The organism is Nonomuraea deserti (assembly GCF_004348685.1).
GTDB lineage: Bacteria > Actinomycetota > Actinomycetes > Streptosporangiales > Streptosporangiaceae > Nonomuraea > Nonomuraea deserti.
In genome coordinates this window covers 1-20,272 of sequence record NZ_SMKO01000066.1, presented here as the reverse complement: position 1 = coordinate 20,272, position 20,272 = coordinate 1, and the positions used below count along the sequence as shown (strand labels likewise).

Below are 20,272 nucleotides of genomic sequence, written 5' to 3'. Positions count from 1 at the left end.
GCATGACCACTCTTGCTCCTCCGCCGGTGACGGCTGCCCGCCGGGGCCGGATGCTGGCCGTACTGCTCACCGGGCAAGCCATGGCGTCCATGGACGGGTCGATCGTGTCCGTAGGGGCGGTGACCGTTCGCGAGGGCCTGCACGCCACCGACGCCGAGATCCAGCTGATCGTGTCGGGTTACCTGCTGGCCACCGGTGTCCTGCTGGTCACGTGCGCGCGGATCGGCGACGTCATCGGGCACAGGCGTGCGTTCCTGGTGGGGCTCGGCTGGTTCACGGGCGCGTCGTTGCTGTGCGGGCTGGCCCCCGACGCGACCGTTCTGGTGCTCGCCCGCATCGCCCAGGCCATGGGGGCGTCGCTGCTCATGCCGCAGATCTTCTCGCTCATCCACATGCACTGGGAGGGAGCAGCACGCCGCAGGGCGATCGGCGTCTACAGCATGGTGCTCGCCCTGGGGGTCGCGCTGGGGCAGGTCATCGGCGGGCTGGTCGCCGGCGCTGACCTGCTCGGCCTCTCCTGGCGGCCCATCTTCCTGATCAACATCCCGATCGGCGTGATCTTGTTGCTGGTCGGCCCGCGCGTCCTGCCGAACTCCCGCACGGACCACCGGCAGGTACGCCTCGACCCGGCCGGGGTGGCCCTCCTGACCGTCGCCATGACGGCGCTCACCGTCCCGCTCATCTTCGGCCAGGACCACGGCTGGCCCACGTGGGCATGGATCTCGCTGGCGGGCGGCGCCGCGCTGCTGGCGGCGTTCGTCCGCTATGAGACCGGAGCGCGGCACCCGCTGCTGGACCTCGCGGCGCTGCGGCCGGGCGGAACCAAGTCAGGGCTGGCAGCCTGCTGGATCATCAATGGGTGTTACACCGTCTTCCTGCTCGTCCTGACCCTGCACCTCCAGACCGCGCTCGGTTACTCCCCGCTGCAGGCAGGACTGGCGTTCGTCCCGTACGCCCTGGGCTTCGGCATGCTCAGCCTGAGCTGGAACCGCTACCCGCAGGGGCTGCAGAACGCACTGCCGACAGCGGGACCGATCATGTTCGCGGCGGGGTCGGCCCTGCTGGTGTTCCTCTACCGTGACCAGTGGAGCCCGTTCGGCTCCATACCGCTGCTGCTCCTCGCCGGAGCCGGCCACGCCGCCGGGTACAGCCCGCTGATCGCGCAGATCACCTCCCTGGTGGACGCGCGGTTCGCGTCAGCGATCTCGGCGCTGAACGCCACCGGCCCGATGCTCTCCGGGGTGACCGCCGTCGCCGGGCTCGGGAGCGTCTACTTCGCGGCGCCCTCCTCCGCCGAGGGTCTCCTGCGGGTGGTCACCGCCGGCATCGTCCTCCTCGCGATCGGTACGGCGTGCGCCGTCCGGGTCGCCCTGCTGGCTCGGCGTACCGCGAGAGGAGGAGTGAGCTGAACGTGCGACGCGGCCGCCGAGCCGGACGGGAAGCGCCTGCCCGAGCGCGACCCCGGTCAGCAGAACATCGGCTTGCCGGCGTCCTGGGGAACCTCCGGCATGGAGCCGACGACCTTCACGCTCATCACCGCCGTGCTGGCGCCCGGAACCTCCTTGACCTGCCCGCCTTCCTGCCGCCCGATCCAGGTCCGGTAGCCGAGGAACCGATACGTGGCCGGCTCGAAGATGAGCTCCCCGCGTTCCCAGCCGTCGGGGCTCTCCAGCTTGAGCGAGGCGCCCACCCCGCGTCGTCCGGCGGGGTCGGTGAGGTTCGGGACGATGGTCACGGTCGGCAGCTTCGACAGCGTGCGGAAGACCGCGGCCCTGATCTCGGAGGAGGTGAGCGGGTCCTGCGCCAGCCCGAGCAACGAGCTCGCGACAACCTTCTCGACCCGCATGTCGATCTCGTCCTCGCCCAGGCCCGTCTCCCCTCGCCTGCGCTGGTCCGACCGGACGAACGCCTCCGCGTCCTCGCGGATCTCCGCCAGAGCCCGATCAGGATCGGCGAGAAGATCGGTGGCCTGGAACGGCAGGCTCAGGGAGCGCTCGTGGCACTGCCCCGCGCGCCGGTACTCCACCGTCCCGGGGGGTTGCCGGTGCGCCGGACGCCCGCTGATGACGTGCGCCTGCCCGTACGTCGAGCGCGTCAGAGCCCTGCCGGGATCCCCGGCCGGCAGCCACACCTCTCGGCGTACGTCCTGGGTGTACTCGCCCTCGGAGCCGGAGGCGAACGTGACGTCCTTCTGGTCGACGTAGACGAACTGCCCCGGCCCGGGCCGTACCTCCTCCCGCGCCGCGACCGAGGCCGCATTCCGGAGCAGTTCGGCGGCGCTGGCGGGAGGCGTACCGAACGAAGCGGAGTCGTGGCCGCCACGCACCAGGATCAGTCCGGCGGTCACCGCAGCCGCGAGGCCCACGGCCACGCCCGCCCTCAGCGCCAGCCGGCCGCCGGGAAAACCGCCAAGCACCCGCCCACGTGGCCGCACCGCCTGACCGTGGCCGCTCCCGGCCCGCTCGGCCTCGACCTCTTCGACCAGCAGGCCCCATGCGCGCGCGCTCACCTCGGGCGCGGGTCCGGGCAGGCTGTCGTGGTGGCTCTTGATCGCTTCGAGTTCGTTCATCACAGTGCCTCCCCGGCGGGACCGATGATCTTGCGGAGCTTCTTGCGGGCACGATTGAGACGCGATCCCACCGTTCCCCGAGGTATGCCGAGAGCTTCGGCCACCTCCTCGTAGCTGAGCTGGGCACAGGCGACCAGCAACAGGACGTCCCTGTCGCCGGCCGAGAGCCTGCCGAGTCCGGCGGCCAGCCGCGGCTGCATGACCGCCGCGGAGACCCGCTGCGCCACACGCTCGTCGTGACTTTCGATCTCCGCGGTGTCGCCGCTTCTGGCCAGTGCCCGGTACCTGCGCGCCTCGCCGCGACGGTGCTCGGCGACCAGGTTGGAGGCGATGCCGTACAACCAGGGGCGGGCGCTGGAGCAGCTGAGGTCGAAACGTTCCCTGCTGCGGAAGGCGCGCAGGAAGGTCTCCGCGGCGAGGTCATCCGCGGCCGACGCGCCCAAGCGCAGCTGCACGTAGCGGTGGATGGAAACGAAATAACGATCGAAGACGGCGCCGAAACGATCAGGATGTCGCCACGACGCCTCTATTACCTGGGCGTCGGTCCCCTCCTCGGGAGGCGCCGAATCTCGAAGGGAAGCTGTCATGCATGCCGGCCTTTCAGGCGGTGACGTCGGAACACTGGTTGTTCGGCGAACTCCCGAGTCCTGTTCACGGTCCATCACGCCGTCCACGGCTGCCCGTTCGCCGGGTTCCGCGTCCCGGACCGGCAACGACGGGCTCCCGGAACCGCGTCCTACGGATTCCGGCGCCCCTCGGCGATCACCCCCGGAGCCGGCGGGCTCTCAGCCGGTCATGGACCTTCCCCTGCTGGGTCCGGCCGCGCAGGGTTCACCGCCTGCCCGGCTGACGCAGCAGGACGGCCTTGGCCAGGTCTGCGGGTGTTCCCGTGCTGGTGTCCACCGTCATGTCATAGGCGACGCCGTGGTCGTGGACCGTCCGGAAGTGCCCGCGTGCCAGACCGGGCGGGTTGCGGCGTCCTGCTTCCCGTTGCTCGGCGATCGCCAGCGGACACATCACGCCCACGAGCAGGACATCGAGGCCCGCCAGCGCCTTCATCCACACGGGCAGCAAATCTGGGGTCAGCAGCATCTCGTCGATGACGACGCTGTCGCCGCCGCGGGCGAAGGACGCCGCGGCAGCACAGGCCGAACGGATCATGCGGCGGCCGACCGGGCCGTAGCGGACGACCACGTGGGGACGGCCGTCCTCGTCCTGAGTGGTGCGGTCGTACCAGAAGCCGGATCTGCTGAGCGGGCCGTCGCGTCCGCCGCCCCAGTTCGGCGGGACGAGGCTGAACAGGGTGTCGATTCCCCAGTAGACGAAGGGGATGTCGCTCTCGTCCTGGATGGCCCGGGCCAGAGTGGTCTTGCCGGCGCTCGATGTCCCGTTGAGGAAGATGACGCGACCTTGGGATCCGGCGTATGGCACGCCGGCCACTGTAGTCGCGACCAGGAGCGTATGCCGCTCTGCCCCCGTATGGTCGACGTGGTCCTCACCAGCGGTCACGAACAGGCCCCTGAGGGTCAAGTTGTAGTAAAGTGGCACCGTTTATAACGCTGCGTCGTGAGTGGGAGCGGGACAGTGAGGCCCATGTCGTCCTGGGACCTCGGCGGTGAGCCGCGGGGGCGTGCCCCCCTTCGAGGCTGACTGATGGCGGTCGTCCTTCCGGCAGCGCTGCAGACCCCGTTCTCCATGCTCGGGGTGGAATGGCCGTCAGAGGACGAGGATCATCTCCGTGCGTGCGGAGCCGTCTATCGGTCCTGCGCCACCAACCTGGCGGACGGCGTCAATCCCAGCGCCCACGGTGTCGTCACGTACGCCTCCCAGAACAACTCCGGCGACCACATCGACGAGCTCAACACATTCTGGGCCGACTATCACGGTGACGGAGAGCAGAAGGGGCACCTGCAGAGCCTCGCGACCTCCCTGCACGCGCTGGCCGACGGCCACGACCTGTACGCGAAGGTCGTCGAGACCGTCAAGATCGTCCTCAAGTTGCTGGCGATGTACGCGCTGATCGTCCTGCTGTGGGCGGCCGCTTCGGCGGCGGTCAGTGGCGGTTTCGCCGCCCTCAAGGCGCGGGGATCGCTCATGAGGCTGCGGGCTTTCGCCAGGAAGGCGCTGGCGACGCTGCGGCACAGGTTCGCGCGGTATTTCGGGCAGAAGCTGATCCGCGGCGTGGAGACGCGGGTGCGCCGGATGCTCGGCGCCAAGGCGCCGAAGTTCGCCGCCCCGGCGAAGGGCTCACGTCTCGCGACGGCTTTCGGGCGTACGACCGCGCTGGCGACCGCTGGAGCCGCGACCACGCTGCTGGAAGAGGCGCCCAATAGCCACTCCCCGTCCCCCGTCCACCAGCCGAAAGGTGATGACAAGAACGGGAAATACCACATCGGCCGGGGGGAGCCGACCGTCGGCTACGACCACGACTTCCCCTACGACCCCGATGAGAAGCCGACTCTTGACGACTACAAGAGCTGGTTCAAATGGCGGGCGATGCTACGCGGCGGCGAGTTGAAACGGGAGGACCTCAAGGACGGCCTCGCCGTTTACGAGCACTACCTGAACGGGTCGGGTGAGGATTTCGAAGTCGACTTCGAGCGTGCGTACAAAGAGGACCGCGATATCCGGGATTCCGTCGACTACGCGGTCGAAGACGCCAAGTCCGAGGCCATGCGGCTCCACAAGGAAAGTGGCCAGAGCCACTTCCGGATGACGGGCGGGTTGTCGTCCGGAAACTCCGACACGGAGAACTGGCAGAAGACGCTCGGCAGCTACACCCAGTGGGGCTCGGCCGACGTCCGGGTCGAGGGCGGGCGGGCGACGATGGAGATCACCGTCCACGCCGAGGACCGGTACAACTTCAACAAGGGAGCCCACGACATCGCGACGGACAAGCCCGACGACGCGAACGGGCGCTTCGAGACCCTCGGATGGGCCCGGTCCTTTCGCACGCACGGGGCGCTGACGCGCACCGTGACGTGGGACATCCCGTCGGACTGAGCCACGCCGGCCGGCTACGCCTCCGCCCCGGCGGTCATGGTGGCCTTCCCCGCCCCCGCATTCGCCATCAACCACGCGGACTGCAACGTGAGTCACAGTCGTGAAGTCCTGCAGATCTTCAATGGTACGGACCACCACTGCTTCGCGAACGCCGGCACGATGAGCGTGGCCATCTACGGCGTCGGCCTGATCTCCGCAGGCAACAACAAGGTGGCAATCGAATACACCGATGACGTAGGCGGGCCCGCCAAAGCCATGCTGCTTCCCAAATGGAACATCTGGGAGGGCTCGCCGGGGAGCAACGGCAACATGCATATGGTGTACCGGATCAGAATCGTATAGGTCGGAGGGCCGCTGCGCCCGACCTGCGGCCTGGATGCGCGGACCACAACGGTGGAAGAGAACGACATCAGCGCGTGCCACAGGTCGGGCGCAGCGCCGGCGGCCGGCTTCTGTCAGCGCGGTCCGGCGATAGGGGTGGCGGCGGCGCGCCTTCTTGGCGAAGTTTTGGGGGCCGGTCCGCCAAAGGCCGCCCTAAGCTGGAAAAGATCCGCAGGTCACGCCTTCGAGGAGGAAGCCATGGCGAAGTTCATGGACGTGCATCACGGCATGACGGGCATCACCGACGAGGAGCTCAAGCAGGCGCACGCCGCCGACCTCGCGATACAGAGAGAGGAAGGCGTGACCTTCCAGCACGCATGGGCCGACCCTGACGAGGGCGTGGTGTACTGCCTGTCGGAGGCGCCGGACGCGGATGCCGTCCAGCGCATCCACCAGCGGGCGGGGCACCCGGCCGACGAGATCCACAGGGTGCCGCTGACCGTCTGATCGCTGATCGGCGGGCTAGGGCGTCCGAGCACCACGGCAAGCAATAGGCAGCACCCGCTTCCAGCAGCGCCGCGTCTCGGCCTCGGTGGCTTATGGGAGAGCCCGGCCGTGGCGGACGTAGACCCTGCCGGCCATAAGGATCAGAACCTCGCTTCGCATATTCATCGCCGGGAAACACCAGCCGGGCCGTCTCGACGATGCCCCGCCCGCGGAGCATGCCCGAGACCAGCGATGCGCTCGGTGCCCCGTCGCCTTCACCAGGTCGGCGACCTCGTCGGCCGGCGGCTGACGCGCGCAATCCTGGTATGGGATCTCGAACAGGATGAGTGATTACCCGACTGCCCGATCCTCCTGGACTTCGAGGGCGAGCAGGTCGAGATCGACGAGCTCTCCATCACCCGGATCCGCTCCCGCTGTGGGCCACCACGCCGTCTAATTACCTTCCGCACCCGGGAGAGGCCAGGTGCCCGGCATCGAGATGTGTTCGTGCGTGATCAGCCACTTGTCGTTCGACCGCCGGCAACAGACCGTCGATCGAATCCATACGGCGCCGTCGACCCCGTTGTTACGCGTTCCGCTGTCCACGTGAAGCATGTGCACGAACGCCACGTCCGCACTCACCGCGATCTGCAACTCGTGCGTTTCGAGGCCGATGGAGCCCTCGTACTCATCGAACCACCGCTTGAAGTTGCGGCGGACTTCGTCGGACCCCTTGAACTGGAGTGGGGGCACGACGTCGAAATAGACGATGTCGGATGCGTAAAGTGACATGAGTTTGTCGAGGTCCTTCGCCCGGCAGGCCTCGACCCGCCTGTCCAGCATTGCCCTGACCTCGGACTCGCTCGAAGCCATGATGTCCTCCGTTCGAACGTCTGCGCAGAATGAAATACAGGTGACTCGGTCAGCCGGCGCGGCCGGCCTTGAGCGCGGCCGCGGTGTCCACCGCCCGCCGGGCCTGGTAGCGGGCCGATTCCAGGGCTACATCGTTGGGCGGGCCATCGCCGGCCACGTGGGAGGCGCCGTAGGGATTGCCTGACTTGAACTGGACGGGGTCGGCGTAGCCGGGGGGCACGATGATGCCGCCCCAGTGGTAGAACGTGTTCCCCAGGGCCAGGAGGGTGGACTCCTGTCCGCCATGGGCGGTGTTGGAGGCGGTGAATGCCGAGAACACCATGTCGGTGAGCTGGCCCTGAAACCACAGAGGGCCGGTGGTGTCGATGAACGCCCTGAGCTGGCTGGCCGGGTTGCCGAAGCGGGAAGGGGTGCCGAACAGCACCACGTCGGCCCAGGCCAGGTCGTCGAGGCCGGCCTCGACGACGTCGGCGGTCTCCTGGATGTGCCGGCCCCAGTCGGGGTTGGCGTCGATCGCCTCCTGCGGGGCGAGTTCGCGCACCTTGCGCAGTCGCACGTGCGCACCGGCCTTCTCCGCGCCCTCGGCGGCGGCCTGGGCCAGGGCATGCACGGTGCCGGTGGCGCTGTAGTAGATGATCGCGACGTTCACGGGTTCCATGGTCAATTCACGTCCTTATCGTTCGGTTCATCCTTAGGACGACGTAGCCCTCCGGAACGTCAGGCGGCACGACAACCTCACATTTCGGGTAGCTGTCTCGTCGAACCGGTGAGGGCAGATGCGACAAGGAGAGTCGGGGACACGATGACCACCCCATCCGAGCCAGGGCCTGGCCAGCTCGACCTGGGTCTGAGCGCGATCATGAGCGAGCGGCGCCAGCTGATCGGTCTCGCCTACCGGCTTCTCGGCTCCCTGGCCGAGGCCGAGGACGCCGTCCAGGAGACCTACGCCCGCTGGTACGCCATGACCCGGCAGCAGCAGGAGGCCATCGCATCCCCCAGCGGCTGGCTGACGAAGGTCGCCAGCCGCATCTGCCTCGACCTGCTCGGCTCGGCACGCGCCCGGCGCGAGCACTACGTGGGCTCATGGGTCCCCGAGCCGGTGCCAGAAGCCTCGGAGTGGATCAGCGAGCGGCCGGGGGACACCACGCTCGACCCGGCTGAGCGCGTCACCCTCGACGAGTCGATCAGCATGGCGTTCCTCGTCGTGCTCGAATCGATGACCCCGGCCGAGCGCGTCGCGTTCATCCTGCACGACGTCTTCCGCTACCCCTTCGCCGAAGTGGCCGAGATCGTCGGCCGTACCCCGGCGGCCTGCCGCCAGCTGGCCTCCTCGGCCCGCCACCGCATCCGCGCCGCGCACACCCCCGCGGCTCCGGCAGCGCGGCAGGCCACGATCGTCAGGCATTTCAAGCAGGCGTGGGAAGCCAAGGACATCGGCGCCCTCATCGCCCTCCTCGACCCCGACGCCACGGCGGTCGGCGACGGCGGCGGACTCGTCAGCGCCGCGCTCCGCCCGGTCGAAGGCGCCGAGCAGGTCGCGCGCTTCTTCGCCGATCGGGCCGACGCGCTGTCCAACGTGACGATCCTGGAGTGCACGGTCAACGGCCGGCCCGGCCTGATGGCTCAGCAGGACGGCGGCACCATGGCGGTGATGGCGTTCGACGTCGCAGGTGACCGGATCAAGCGCATCTGGGCAGTGCTCAACCCCGACAAACTCCGGCCCTGGACGACGGGCTGAGGCTGCGCGGAGCACACAGCAGGACGTGACCGTTGGGCCGTGCTGGAAGACACCCTGGCCTCAGAGCCGGCGGACTTGCTGGCTCAGCGACGGCTACGCGATGCCGAGCCGTTCACGTGGCCGAGGTGAAATGCGTCGGTCAGTACGACGAAGATGTGCAGTTGTGGCCGGGAAGCTCGGGACGGTCCATACGGCCACAGATATCAACTCATCAACCAGCGCGTATTGGACGTATCACCCCTGGTCCTCCTAGCGTTCGTCGGGTGACGGAGCGACGCGCGATTCTCAGCGGATCGACCTTCGAGGAACAGATCGAGTACGCCAGGGCCGTCGACAGCGACCGCGTGCACGTGTCGGGGACCACCGGGCTCGACTACTCGACCATGACGACCTCGGCCGTGATCAGGGAACTCCATACGAACGAGGAGTTCGAGCGGGTCGATGAGCTGTTCGAGCGAATCTGGGGATTCGAGCCGGACGGCCGGCCGATCACCGCCGGGCTGATGCGGGCGCTGACTCACGCGGGCAACTACGTCTCCGGTGCCTTCGACGGCGACCGGATGGTGGGGGCGTCGGTGGGCTTCTTCGGGCAGGACTCGACCCTGCACTCGCAAAACACGGGCGCGGCAGCGGGACGGGGCATCGGCTTCGAGCTGAAACTGCACCAGCGGCAGTGGGCGCTGGACCGCGGGATCTCCCGGATCACCTGGACCTACGACCCGCTGGTCCGCCGCAACGCGCACTTCAACCTGGCCAAGCTGGGTGCGCGGCCGGCGGAGTACCTGCCATGTTTCTACGGCGTGATGGCCGACGCCATCAACCAGGGCGACGAGTCCGACCGGATCCTGGCCGTGTGGCCGCTGACCGACCCGGCGGTGGAGGCGGCGGTCCGGCGGGTGCCGTGTCTGCCTGCGGTGCCGGAGGACGCCGTGGTCGGGTTGGGCGACGACGGCGGCCGCCCGGTCGAGGGCCGTACCGACGGGCGCGTGGTGCTGGTCGCGGTCCCCGAGGACATCGAGAGACTGCGCGGGGTGGACGCCGGCGCCGCCAAAGCGTGGCGGCACGCCGTGCGCGAGGTGCTGGGCGGCCTCATGGAGGAGGGCGCCACGGTGACCGGCTTCCATCGCAAGACCTACTACGTGGTCGAGAGGAACGCCTGAAGATCACCGGGTGGAGCTGCGGCGGATCGCGATGCCGCTGGACGCACCGTTCCGTCGTTCGGCACCGACACGACGCGGGACGTGCTACTGGTGTGCGTGGTCACGCCCGACGCCGAGGGCTGGGCGCCTGCTCGATCGTGAACATCAGGCCTGGCTGGGTGGGCGGCTACCTGGAGGCGCGCCGCATCCACAACCTGTGCCGGGCGCACGGGATCGCCACATGGTGCGGCGGCATGCTGGAGACCGGGCTCGGCAGGGCCGCGAACGTGGCGCTGGCCGCGCTGCCCGGCTTCACCCTGCCGGGCGACACGTCGGGGTCGCGGCGCTGCTTCGCGACGGACGTGACGGCGCCGTTCGCGTTGGACGGCGGGCACCTCGCCGTGCCGACCGGCCCCGGCCTGGGCGTCGAGCCGCTGACCGACGTGCTGGAAAAGAGGTGACCACCGCCACCGAGTGGATCACCTTCCAGACGCATGTGGTTGATGCGCGGAGGAGGAGACGATTCAGGGTTCGCCGCGGGCGGCCTCAAGGAATCGTGTGACCACGGGGTTCTGGTCGTCACCACGCCAGGCCACTGCGACGGTGGTGCGTGAGCTGTTCGGTTCGATCCGGCGGTATGCGACACCGTTGAGGCGGATCCGGCGGATGCTCGCCGGGGCGAGTGACACGCCCAGTCCTGCCTCGACCAGCGCGCAGACCGTCTGCCATTCGACCGCCTGCTGGCCAAGGCGGGGTTCGAAACCCGCACTGCGGCACAAGTCGAGGATCCGGTCGTAAAACATCGGTCCGGCACTACGGGGCAGCAACACGAACGGTTCGTCCGCGAGTGCTTCGATCGGGACGACGCGCTGGGCCGCAAGGAGGTGGGCGGCCGGCAGGACCGCGATGAACTCCTCGGACAAGATCGTCTCGGTCGCCAGCCCCGGCTCGTCCGGCGGCTCGCGCAGGAGCCCGACGTCGATCACATGCTCGTGCAGAGCGGTCGCCTGCGGCGCCGTGGTCATCTCACGGATCTCCATCTCCACCTGGGGAAACCGATCGCGGTAGGCGCGCAACAAGCCCGGCAGGACGGTCAGTGCGAGCGATGCGGAAAAACCGATCCGGATACGACCGGCCTCACCGCTGCCAGTGCGTCGGGCCGTGTCCAGGCCGACGGCGATCTCGTCGAGTGCGCGCCGAGCAGCGGGCAGGAGTTGGTGTCCTGCCGCGGAGAGGGTGACCGCGCCGGGTCCTCGGGTGAACAGCGGGTGCCCGACCTTCGCTTCCAGGCGGCGGATCTGCTGACTGAGCGGCGGTTGCGCGATGCCCAGCCGCTCCGCTGCGCGCCCGAAGTGGAGTTCCTCGGAGAGGACCACAAAGGCGTGAAGCTGCTGAAGGCTGAGCTCAGGACGATCCATACCTTTAGAGATATCAGACGATTCTCGGAGAGGTATTGGACATATATCTGCTGGTTGCCTACCTTTCACCACATGACAGAGCGACGCGTGATCTGCGCATCCACGCCGACCTGCGCGAGCTCGATGGGGTGCGGGTGGGTCGCAAGCGGGTGGCCCGGTTGATGCGGGCCGCCGGACTGATCGGGGTGAGCCCGCGCAGAGGCTGTCGCACCACCATCGCCGACCGGCAGGCAGTCGCTCCGTCCGACCTGGTCACACGCCAGTTCGCCGCGGGCTGACCAGCGCCGAGAAGGACGAGCTCGTCGACCGCGGCCAGCCGCATCCCGCGATAGAACGATCCAGGCAGCCCTTCCGGAGCCACCGACCCCGGACAGTGCACGAAACAGCCCTTCCAACGGGCCCGCCGCCCAGCCGCTGCCGGGCACGGGTTGAGGAGGACTTGTTCGGGACCGACTGATCCTTTCGCCCAGTGCTCCCACCAGGTTCTCAGCGACGTCGTCATAGGAGTCTTGCTGAAACAGCGCGAGCACGAGGACAAAGTAGATCATGAACCGCGGCGGCAACGCTCCCGGCCTGCTGCCCTCACGGCGGTGTTCGGCCGGCACTCGATCCACAAGTTCGAGCGTCACCCACCCGCTCGGTGAGCACTTCAAGACGCCGTCATCGGACAACCCGATCCACGGATGCATGTCGACAAGCGCACAGCTGGAACGTCACTTGCTTGAGCCCCAAGGAACCCTTGCGTTAGTCAAGCAACGGCATTGGGTGCCCGGCGGGAAATGTCAGACCGTGACCAGCAGCCCGGCCTCGGCATCGAACGCGGCCAATTCGGCCTTCCAGAGCCGTTGGCGGTAGCTGTTCGAACCACCCGCGTCCGCGGTGATCAGCAGCCGGGACGCGCTGGGGTAGTCGGTATGGCCGCGCGCCTGCCACCAGCGGCGGATCGAGGCGACCGCGAACGCCGCGGTGTCGTGGCCGACTCCGACGTCCACCCAGCCCGTGTTGGCGGTGATGTCGTAGATCCCATAGGGCACCATCGTCTCGACGTTCGGGCCGGCCCAAAGCTATGGTCCTCCTGCACCGGCTCGCCGCGAGGCCGCCATTCCCGCCTGCTCAGACGACAGGCCGGTGACGCAGAGGTCGGCGTAGCCGATGCCGTCGTGGTGCAGGAAGATCTCGGCGGTGTCGGTGGTCTGCCCCTTGCGGCCGGAGCCGGTGCGGCCGAACAGCAGCGGCCAGATCAGGAGCGGGTGGCGGGTGTTGCCGATCTGGACTAACGGCCGTGGCCGATAACCGCGCCGCAGGCGGACAGGGCCGAGACCAGCACGCCTACCGGGTCGGTTTCGGTGGACGGGCCGACGGTGGGACCGGCAGGCCGATGCTCAGGTCGCCGGACTGGTCGCCGTCCACGACCCTCCGATGACCCGGCTTGGCATCGCCGTAAGGGTTGATTGCAACCGACCAGCGTCCACGGCCGGTGTTACGTGCCGGAAGCCGTACCCGAAATTATAGTGACCAAGGCGGCCATGACGCCCGCGGCCGCGCATATCGCGATGGCGCAGTGCGCGCCGAGAAGCTCGCCCAGGGCGCCGCCTGCCAGAATGCCGAGTCCTTGCCCCGCGATCAACCCGGCCGTACCGACACCGATCAACTGGCCCCGCTGGTCGTCCGGCGCCGTATTGATGAACCGGGCGTGCGCCACGACCATGTAGCTGGACAGGAACCCGGTCAGGCCCAGCGAGATCAAGGCGATCGGCAGTCCGGGCTGGACCGCGAAACACAGCAGCGGCACGCCGGTGAGCACGGCCATCGGGGCGAGGAGCCGATTGCGCCGATCCGGGGGGACAAACCGCGTGATCAATAAGGTCCCGACCGCGGAACAGGCGGGGTCTATGCCCATGAAAAGGCCGATGGCTGCAGAGCTTGCCCCGATCTGCGTGGTGTATGGCACTGCGAGGGCCTCAGGCACCACAAAGAACGAGTAGAGCCAGGTCAAGCTGGCGAAATAGCGCAGTCGCGGGTCCCTCCACAGGGTTCGAATGCCACGCAGCGCAGAGTGGCCGAGCCAGCCCTTTCTACCGTCGGAGGCTGTCGCGGGCGCACGAGAACGTACAAAGGTCGCAATCGCCCACGCTGACACAACGAAGGTGGCGGCGTTGAGCGTGAGTGCGACGGGCGGCCCGAATGTGGCCACGATCAGCCCGCCCCCACCGAAGCCAAGGAGTTGTACGGCCTGTTGTGTCGTGTTGGTGACGCCCAGTCCAACGGTGTAGCGGTCCCCGGGCAGGATATCGGCGAGGGCGGTCAGCCGCGCGGCATTGAACGGTGCGTTGAGCATCACTACGGCCACGACCAGCATGCCCACCGCCGGCAGCGGCATTCCTGGATGAGCCATGACGAGGACGAGTACTGCCCGGATGAGATCCGCCACGACCATCACACGGCGTCGAGGGTAGCGATCGGCCATGCCACCTAGTAATGGGCCGCTGATCAAGGCAGGCACCATCGTCAGGGCGTAGGTGAGCGCAGTGATGGAGATGGAGCCTGTCCGCCCGAAGACAAGCACGGAGAGGGCCACCCGAGCGATCTGGTCGCCGACGATGGACAGGCTGTGAGCCAGCCACAGCGCGCGGAATTCACCCGAGGCCAATACATCACCGATGGTGACATGCGACTGGTCGTCGACTGCCATGGCGACGCTTGGTCCTCCCCCCGATTACTGTTCGAGCTGAGATGCTCGTCACGTCGCCATGCCAGGATTACTTCCGGATGCGCGTCGGCACGTCTCCCATCACACCGCGTACAGCGATTCGCCAAACTCCTCCTGATAGAGGCTCATAGTCTGGGCGAATGCCTTCTGCAGATTGAGCTCGTCCTCTTCACCGCGCATTCCGAAGTAGGGAAAGTGATGCATGTATGCGCCGAAGATTCGCTGGCAGTCGCTGTGATAACGACGGGTGTCGAGAATATGTTGATGCCAGATCTCGTCCACTTCCACGGACGGCGAGATCGTATAGTCGGACCCCATATGCTTGCGGACCAGCTTCAGATAGTTTTTATACTGCTGGACCGCGGCCTTGGCCGCCTCCTCGGTCCAGACCCGTGCGATATGAGGGTCGGGACGGGTCAGCTTGAAGATGATCCAGGAGAAGTCCATCTGGTCAATGAACGTCATCGCCACTTCGTATTCAAGCATGCCGCTCTCCGTGGATACCGCGAGATCGACACGGCGGCCGGTGGCCGCCTCGGACTCGAACGCGACGGCACAGCGGTCCGCAGACGCCTCGGACTCGAACGCGACGGCACAGCGGTCCGCAGACGCCTCGGACTCGAACGCGACGGCACAGCGGTCCGCAGACGCCTCGGACTCGAACGCGACGGCACAGCGGTCCGCAGACGCCGTCTTGAGGTCACCGGCGAACGGGTCGGCCATGATGTTCTCCCTGCTAGCTTGGCTATTCCAATTCACTCCCGTCAGCATCAGTAAAGTATGGACAAGAATGCCAGGGCATTGACCGGGCGTCTTCCGGACACTTACGGGAAAATACACAGAGTCATGCATCTTCACTGTGTGTTCTGATCTCGGGTGCCGCCCTGCGTCAAGTTCCACAGTGAGAGGCGGTCCGGAAGTCGATGACCGCTATGCCGTAGCGTAATCAGCTGGATTTATACGGTTACCACCGGTCGATGAGCTCAGCTGTGCTGGGATGGCCGGGTCAGCGAGCCCAAGCGGTACCCTGGCGGCTTATCCGACGAACACTGGGCATCGATCGAGCCGGTGATCACGGCATGGAAGGCCGCGCATCCGTCGGTCAGCGGCCACCAGGGCACATACGAGATGCGCGAGATCGTCAACGCGCTTCTCTACCACTAGTCCTCCAGCCGCACTTTCCCTGAAGTGAGTGCGCTTGGGCATGCCTGGGACCACCCGGGACCACCTGGGTGATTCCCAGGTGAAGGAGGAACGGCCACCGCTGTGATCATTCAGGCGTGATGGAACTGAAGATCATGCGGTGGCCACGTCGGTCAGAGTAAAACATCTCAGCGCTGCTCGTCTGCAGACCGCCCTGGACGCTGCGTTCGCACAGGTAGAGGGACGTTTCAAGCGTCCCGAAGTGCGGCGGCGGGCCCGTGCCTGCCTGGAGGGGATGCTGGTCTGGGCTGGAGCGCAAGAACGGCTGGTCGCTGGCCGAGTACGCTGGTGAGAACACCCCGGATGGGATGCAGCGGCTGTTCAATACGGCCAGATGGGACGTCGACGGGGTGCGCGACGACATCCGCGGCTACCTGATGGCGCACCTGGGCGAAGACGACGGGGTCCTGGTCGGTGACGACACCGGCTTCGCCAAGCATGGCGACTGCTCGGCGGGAGTGCAACGGCAATACACCGGCACTCTTGGCAAGGTCGCCAACTGCCAGATCGGGGTCTTTCTCGGCTATGCCTCCAGCCGTGGCCGCGCCGTGCTGGATCGAGAGCTCTACCTGCCCAGGGACTCCTGGATCGCCCGGCCGGAGCGATGCGCTGCCGCGCACATCCCCGAGCAGGTCGGCTTCGCCACCAAGCCTCAACTGCTGCAGGTCATGATCGAACGAACGCTCGCGGCGGGCGTGCCGTTCGGCTGGGTGACCGCCGATGAGGCCTATGGCGACAACGGGCCGTTGCGCCGCTTCCTGGAGGCCCGGCATATCGGCTACGTGCTCGCGGTCTCTCGCTCGCATCAGATCACCAGCGGTGTCGACAAGGTCCGCGCCGACGTGATGGCCGGCAAGGTACCCAAGAGCGGATGGCAGCGCCTGTCGTGCGGAGCGGGCGCCAAGGGCGAACGGCGCTACGCCTGGGCGCTGATCGCCACCGACAGCCCTGCGCATCGCCTGCTCATCCGCCGCTCCCTCAGCAACTCCTGACCTGGCCTTCTATCTGTGTCACACACCGCAGCCGGTGCCGTTACAGCGCCTGGTTCAGGTGGCCGGAGCGCGCTGGACGATCGAAGAATGCTTCCAGACCGGCAAGAACGAGGCCGCCTTCGACCACTACCAGGTCCGGCTCTATCCCGCTTGGTACCGCTACATCACCCTGGCCATGCTCGCCCTCGCCTTCCTCGCCGTCACCCGCGCCGCCCTGGCCCCTGACCCCGCCCAGCCGGCCACCACCAGCCAGCTCATCATGATCTCCGCGAACGAGATCCGCCGCTTGTTCGCCCTGCTGACCCAGCCACCCCACACCGAGGATGAAAGAGCTACACCCAACTCAGTTAACGAGTGGTAGCTGTCGCTGGGAGGCGCCCATCAGGGTGTCCTGACCTCCAGGTCCCCGGAGTCGCTGGACAGCGCGATCGTGCGCTGGGCCGAGGGGACGCTCGCGGGCTTGATGTGCTTGTGGCCGGAGTCCGTCTCGGCCACGATGTTGTACGACCCCTGAGGCACCTGGATCACGGTCTTGCCCGAATCTGTGATGGTCGTGATCTCGTCGGGCTGCCCGGCGAAGGCCAGGGTCATATCGCCCGAGCCGGTCCTCGTGGCGACCTTCTCGCCTGTCAGCTCGGTCGCCTCGATTGCCCCGGAGTCGGTGATGGCTTCCAACTCGCCTGACAGGTTCTTCACCGTCAGGTTCCCCGAGTCGGAGCGCACCCTGACGCGGAGACCCGTGGGCACCTCGACCAGGTAGTGGACGTCGCAGGTCGCGCCCAAGGCGCCCCACCCCCAGGTGGTGGGACAGGCGAACGTCAGTTCCAGCGTGTCTCCTTGCACCTTGTGGCTGGCCTTCGGCTTGTCCTTGAGCCAGCTCAGGCGCTCCGTCACACGAATGCCCTGACGATCCGCCTCGACCACTTCGACGGTCCCGGCGTTGTCGGCTTCGACGTGCAGCGCCGCCACCTTGCCGGTGATGTCGTACGACACGGTGTCCTCCTTCAGCGGACTGCTGGTGCCGCACCCGGTCGACACCGCCAGGAGCCCGAGAAGGCCCGCGATCAGTATGGTTCTCTGCATCTTCATGGTTCTCTGCATCTTCGCCATGTTCATCTCTGAGAGATTCGGCCGTACCGGCGTTTTCGAGGCCGGACGGATCAGGCCCGGTTGCCCGAGAAGCTGGCGACCACGAGCGGCAGCGCCTTACGGACGGTCTGGTTATGATCCACGTTGCCTGCGTCGGTGAGGGTCTGCGTGGCGCCGTGGGAACGCAGTTGACGCTGGCAGTACAGCGCGTTGTCGTAGGCGACGTCCGTGTCCCCCTTGGCGTGATACAGACGGACCGGAACGTCCGGCTTCCAGTTACAAGTGGAGTCGAGCGCGGTCAGCAGCTCTTTCAGTTTGCCGGTCGGCTTGCGCACCCTGTCCAAGAACTGCGCGGTGAACAACTTCTCGGACGTCGGCGGCAACGCCTGGGCGATCTCCGCGGCCTGATGGTTGCCGTCAAAGAGCTTCTCCACCTGCTCGTCGTACGGGGCGCGGAAGGCCTCGCTCGGCGTGCGGTAGACGTCGGTATAGCGGTCCGCCGAGATCACGAAGTAAGCCAGGTAGAGCGAGGCCATCCGAATCTTGTCGTCCGCCGCGGCGGCCTCGAAAGAACTCAGGTCGAACGGGCCGGCGATCGGAGCGAGTCCGCCCAGCCGAAAGTACAGGTCCCGCCCCTGTTGCAGGAAGCGCCCCACCATCATGGTCGCGGGACCGCCCTGTGAGAAGCCGCTGACCAGCACGCGCGAGTCGAGCCGGCGCTCGCGGCCCCTGGCGAAGGCCCGGGTCGCCCGCAGGGCGTCCACCGGGGCGGAGACCGTGGTCCGCGGGTCTCCGTAGGTGTGGTTGCCGGGCCCCGTGCCCAGGCCGAGATAGTCAGGGGCGGACACCGCATGCCCGGCCCCCGCGAACAGCAGCGCCGCGGCGCGGTCGGTGGATTTCTCGTTCACCGAGGCCACATCACCACGGTAGACGGTGGTGCCGTGCAACCAGGAGACGACCCGCAGGTTGCGCCGGGTGTTGTCAGGCAGGGCGACCAACTGGCTGGCGGTGGTGGACCGGCCCTTGGCGTCCACAGTGCGATAGACCACGCGAAAGGCGCTGACCCCGTACTTCACCTGCGCCGCATCGATGCCTTTTGCCTTGATCCGCTCGGCGACCTGGCCCTGGTCCAGCTTCTCCACAAGGGTCCAGGAGACCACGGCGCCGCGTGCCAGAGTTTGTGCTACTGAGGCTTCGGCGGGGAACGTGGTGGCAAGGCACCCCAGGGCGAGCCCGGCGGTCACTATGGCGCGAGAAAAGGTCATGCCGAAACCCTAGATACAGCCGCAAAGAGCGGCATTGCTGGCGGCACCCTGCTTCTTGGTAGTGCCAGCCTTACCCCTGCGCCGCCGTGGAGCGTAACGACGTCTTCGTCCCGCCCGGACCGCATCTACCGGCATCAAGCACGCGCCTGCTGGTTCCGCCAACGCCCCCGCCCGGCCGCCGCATATACCCAGCTCAGCTAACGAATGGCGGCTGCCGTACTAGGGCCTGTACGGAGTAGAGATCAGAGGGATTGCCTGCGATATGGCCGGCGGTCCCGGTAAGCCATCGGGCATGGCGCGTGGAAACCCCACCGATGAGGAATGGTGCTTGATCGAGCTTCACTTACCGCCGGGCGAGCGGGGCCCGATCCCGGATCTGCGGCGGCTGTTCAACGCGGTGATGTGGCGGTTTCGTACCGGCAGTCCATGGCGGGTCCTGCCGGCCGAGTACGAGCCTTGGTCTACCGCCTACGATCGCTTACGCTCCTGTCCGCTGAGAGCGGCTGATGCAGGCGATGATCGCCGACTCCGCAGCTCGTGGGCAGACCGATCTCGACCTGGTCAGCGTCGACTCCACCACCGCCCGCGCCCACCATTCCAAGGCCGGTCGCCGTACGGTCGGCATCTCCGCAGTGATCGTTCCGGCGCTCACCGAACATCTCACGTCCTATGTCGAGCCAGAAGATAACGCGTTCGTGTTCCTCGGCAAGCTGGGCGGGTTCCTGCGGGGAAGTAACTTCCGGCGTGCCGCGAAGTGGGGTGAGGCGCTGAAGGAGATGGGGCTCGCCGGCCTGCACTTCCACGATCTTCGCCACACGGGCAACACGCTCGCCGCGCAGTCAGGGGCGAGCCTGGCCGATCTCAAGGCGCGGATGGGGCACGACAGCGATCGGGCGGCGCTCATCTACCAGCACGCCACCAAGGACGCCGACCAGCGGATCGCGGATGCGCTCAGCGCTCGGGTGGAGGCCGAGAGAAAGAGACTGGGCCAGGATGGCTAATGGCCCGTTGTTGGCCCGAACACCCCGTCACAAGATCAGTGGCGGGGTGTTTTCCCTGGTGGAGCCTAGGAGATTCGAACTCCTGACTTCCTGCTTGCAGACGGGAGCCAGTCACGACTTGTAGAGGCTTCGGTCCTGCTCAGACGTGTGATGGAGAACGTAAGGGTGCGCCACCGTGCGGGCCCGTTGCTGTACTTCTCTGCTGTACAGCAACCCCGACCATCAGCGATGGGTGCGGATTCTTTCCAGGGGTGCGACACGAAGTCGCGCATATCGAGTGAACTCGCAGATTGGAGGCCGGTTATGCCGGGTGCGTAGTTCCTGATCAGTGTTCGAATTTGGTCCCCGCCCCGACGTGCGTCGGTGGGTCTTGCTCACCGGGGTGCGAAGCTCGGGGAAGACGCCCAAGGGCCCCTGTTCCGTCTGGGGGAGCAACCGGGCAAGGGGAAGACCGGACGGGTGAAC

18 protein-coding genes and 5 pseudogenes are annotated in these 20,272 nt (G+C 67.2%); 11 read left to right on the top strand and 12 right to left on the bottom strand.

From position 1 onward, the window contains the following. Window positions 1-2: 2 nt before the first annotated feature. The gene (locus E1292_RS23795) at window positions 3-1,409 is read left to right on the top strand and encodes an MFS transporter (RefSeq protein WP_132597425.1); all 1,407 of its coding nucleotides are present in this window, start codon (window positions 3-5) and stop codon (window positions 1,407-1,409) included. A 56-nt stretch (window positions 1,410-1,465) separates the two neighbouring features. Here the strand turns inward: E1292_RS23795 and E1292_RS23790 are convergent, their stop codons facing one another. The 3 genes from E1292_RS23790 to E1292_RS23780 form a co-directional block, all read right to left on the bottom strand. Continuing rightward, the gene (locus tag E1292_RS23790) at window positions 1,466-2,569 is read right to left on the bottom strand and encodes a CU044_5270 family protein (protein ID WP_132597424.1); all 1,104 of its coding nucleotides are present in this window, start codon (window positions 2,567-2,569) and stop codon (window positions 1,466-1,468) included. Then, the gene (locus E1292_RS23785) at window positions 2,569-3,156 is read right to left on the bottom strand and encodes an RNA polymerase sigma factor (protein ID WP_132597423.1); all 588 of its coding nucleotides are present in this window, start codon (window positions 3,154-3,156) and stop codon (window positions 2,569-2,571) included. Before E1292_RS23785 ends, E1292_RS23790 begins: the two co-directional genes overlap by 1 nt. Before the next feature lie 244 nt (window positions 3,157-3,400). After that, window positions 3,401-4,000, bottom strand: coding sequence for a chloramphenicol phosphotransferase CPT family protein (locus tag E1292_RS23780; protein WP_132597422.1), 600 nt, complete (start codon window positions 3,998-4,000; stop codon window positions 3,401-3,403). Between the two features lie 222 nt (window positions 4,001-4,222). Here E1292_RS23780 and E1292_RS23775 point away from each other — a divergent pair, with 222 nt between their 5' ends. The 3 genes from E1292_RS23775 (at window position 4,223) to E1292_RS23765 (ending at window position 6,400) form a co-directional block, all read left to right on the top strand. Beyond that, window positions 4,223-5,572 (top strand): WXG100-like domain-containing protein, encoded by a 1,350-nt coding sequence (locus E1292_RS23775; RefSeq protein ID WP_132597421.1) that lies wholly within the window; start codon window positions 4,223-4,225, stop codon window positions 5,570-5,572. Between the two features lie 36 nt (window positions 5,573-5,608). Beyond that, complete coding sequence (locus tag E1292_RS23770; protein WP_132597420.1) at window positions 5,609-5,914, top strand: beta/gamma crystallin domain-containing protein; 306 nt, start codon at window positions 5,609-5,611, stop codon at window positions 5,912-5,914. 237 nt (window positions 5,915-6,151) lie between these two features. Then, a complete protein-coding gene (locus E1292_RS23765) occupies window positions 6,152-6,400 on the top strand; it encodes an SCO4226 family nickel-binding protein (RefSeq protein WP_132597419.1) in 249 nt (82 codons plus the stop codon). A 432-nt stretch (window positions 6,401-6,832) separates the two neighbouring features. On the opposite strand, the gene E1292_RS23760 is transcribed toward E1292_RS23765, so the two are convergent. Together E1292_RS23760 and wrbA are read right to left on the bottom strand one after the other, a co-directional pair. Next, the gene (locus E1292_RS23760) at window positions 6,833-7,252 is read right to left on the bottom strand and encodes a YybH family protein (RefSeq protein WP_132597418.1); all 420 of its coding nucleotides are present in this window, start codon (window positions 7,250-7,252) and stop codon (window positions 6,833-6,835) included. Between the two features lie 49 nt (window positions 7,253-7,301). Continuing rightward, entirely contained in the window at window positions 7,302-7,910 is a 609-nt protein-coding gene (gene wrbA / locus E1292_RS23755; RefSeq protein WP_132597417.1) for an NAD(P)H:quinone oxidoreductase, read from the bottom strand. Window positions 7,911-8,054: 144 nt separating this feature from the next. Between wrbA and sigJ the strand changes: the two genes are divergently transcribed. From sigJ to E1292_RS23740, 3 genes are all read left to right on the top strand, one after another. After that, window positions 8,055-8,990: an RNA polymerase sigma factor SigJ gene (gene sigJ / locus E1292_RS23750; RefSeq protein ID WP_132597416.1), complete on the top strand. Its 936-nt coding sequence runs from the start codon at window positions 8,055-8,057 to the stop codon at window positions 8,988-8,990. Between the two features lie 263 nt (window positions 8,991-9,253). Beyond that, window positions 9,254-10,150 carry a GNAT family N-acetyltransferase gene (locus tag E1292_RS23745; RefSeq protein ID WP_246090291.1) on the top strand — a complete coding sequence of 299 codons (897 nt, stop codon included), beginning with the start codon at window positions 9,254-9,256 and terminating at the stop codon, window positions 10,148-10,150. Window positions 10,151-10,287: 137 nt separating this feature from the next. Continuing rightward, window positions 10,288-10,590 carry an enolase C-terminal domain-like protein gene (locus E1292_RS23740; RefSeq protein ID WP_246090290.1) on the top strand — a complete coding sequence of 101 codons (303 nt, stop codon included), beginning with the start codon at window positions 10,288-10,290 and terminating at the stop codon, window positions 10,588-10,590. Between the two features lie 63 nt (window positions 10,591-10,653). Here E1292_RS23740 and E1292_RS23735 read toward each other — a convergent pair whose 3' ends face one another. After that, window positions 10,654-11,547: a LysR family transcriptional regulator gene (locus E1292_RS23735; protein WP_132597415.1), complete on the bottom strand. Its 894-nt coding sequence runs from the start codon at window positions 11,545-11,547 to the stop codon at window positions 10,654-10,656. 95 nt (window positions 11,548-11,642) lie between these two features. Here E1292_RS23735 and E1292_RS23730 point away from each other — a divergent pair. Then, a pseudogene (locus E1292_RS23730) lies at window positions 11,643-11,819 on the top strand (IS3 family transposase); the annotation flags it as partial. 198 nt (window positions 11,820-12,017) lie between these two features. On the opposite strand, the pseudogene E1292_RS55850 reads toward E1292_RS23730, so the two are convergent. From E1292_RS55850 to E1292_RS23710, 4 genes and pseudogenes are all read right to left on the bottom strand, one after another. Then, window positions 12,018-12,236, bottom strand: a pseudogene (locus E1292_RS55850) (transposase domain-containing protein); the annotation flags it as partial. Between the two features lie 96 nt (window positions 12,237-12,332). Next, window positions 12,333-12,655: pseudogene (locus tag E1292_RS23720) on the bottom strand (ISAzo13-like element transposase-related protein); the annotation flags it as partial. A 372-nt stretch (window positions 12,656-13,027) separates the two neighbouring features. Next, complete coding sequence (locus E1292_RS23715; protein ID WP_132597414.1) at window positions 13,028-14,239, bottom strand: MFS transporter; 1,212 nt, start codon at window positions 14,237-14,239, stop codon at window positions 13,028-13,030. 99 nt (window positions 14,240-14,338) lie between these two features. Then, window positions 14,339-14,980 carry a glycine-rich domain-containing protein gene (locus tag E1292_RS23710; RefSeq protein ID WP_165974705.1) on the bottom strand — a complete coding sequence of 214 codons (642 nt, stop codon included), beginning with the start codon at window positions 14,978-14,980 and terminating at the stop codon, window positions 14,339-14,341. Window positions 14,981-15,602: 622 nt separating this feature from the next. On the opposite strand from E1292_RS23710, the pseudogene E1292_RS23700 reads away from it, so the two are divergent. Then, a pseudogene (locus E1292_RS23700) lies at window positions 15,603-16,813 on the top strand (IS701 family transposase). Window positions 16,814-16,833: 20 nt separating this feature from the next. Here the strand turns inward: E1292_RS23700 and E1292_RS23695 are convergent. Then, window positions 16,834-17,541: a DUF4097 family beta strand repeat-containing protein gene (locus E1292_RS23695; RefSeq protein WP_165974704.1), complete on the bottom strand. Its 708-nt coding sequence runs from the start codon at window positions 17,539-17,541 to the stop codon at window positions 16,834-16,836. 71 nt (window positions 17,542-17,612) lie between these two features. Then, a complete protein-coding gene (locus E1292_RS23690) occupies window positions 17,613-18,806 on the bottom strand; it encodes a lipase family protein (RefSeq protein WP_132597411.1) in 1,194 nt (397 codons plus the stop codon). Between the two features lie 262 nt (window positions 18,807-19,068). Here E1292_RS23690 and E1292_RS55845 point away from each other — a divergent pair. Beyond that, window positions 19,069-19,278 (top strand): annotated as a pseudogene (locus tag E1292_RS55845) (transposase); the annotation flags it as partial. A 34-nt stretch (window positions 19,279-19,312) separates the two neighbouring features. Next, complete coding sequence (locus E1292_RS23680) at window positions 19,313-19,807, top strand: tyrosine-type recombinase/integrase (protein ID WP_132597409.1); 495 nt, start codon at window positions 19,313-19,315, stop codon at window positions 19,805-19,807. The last annotated feature ends 465 nt before the right edge of the window (window positions 19,808-20,272 follow it).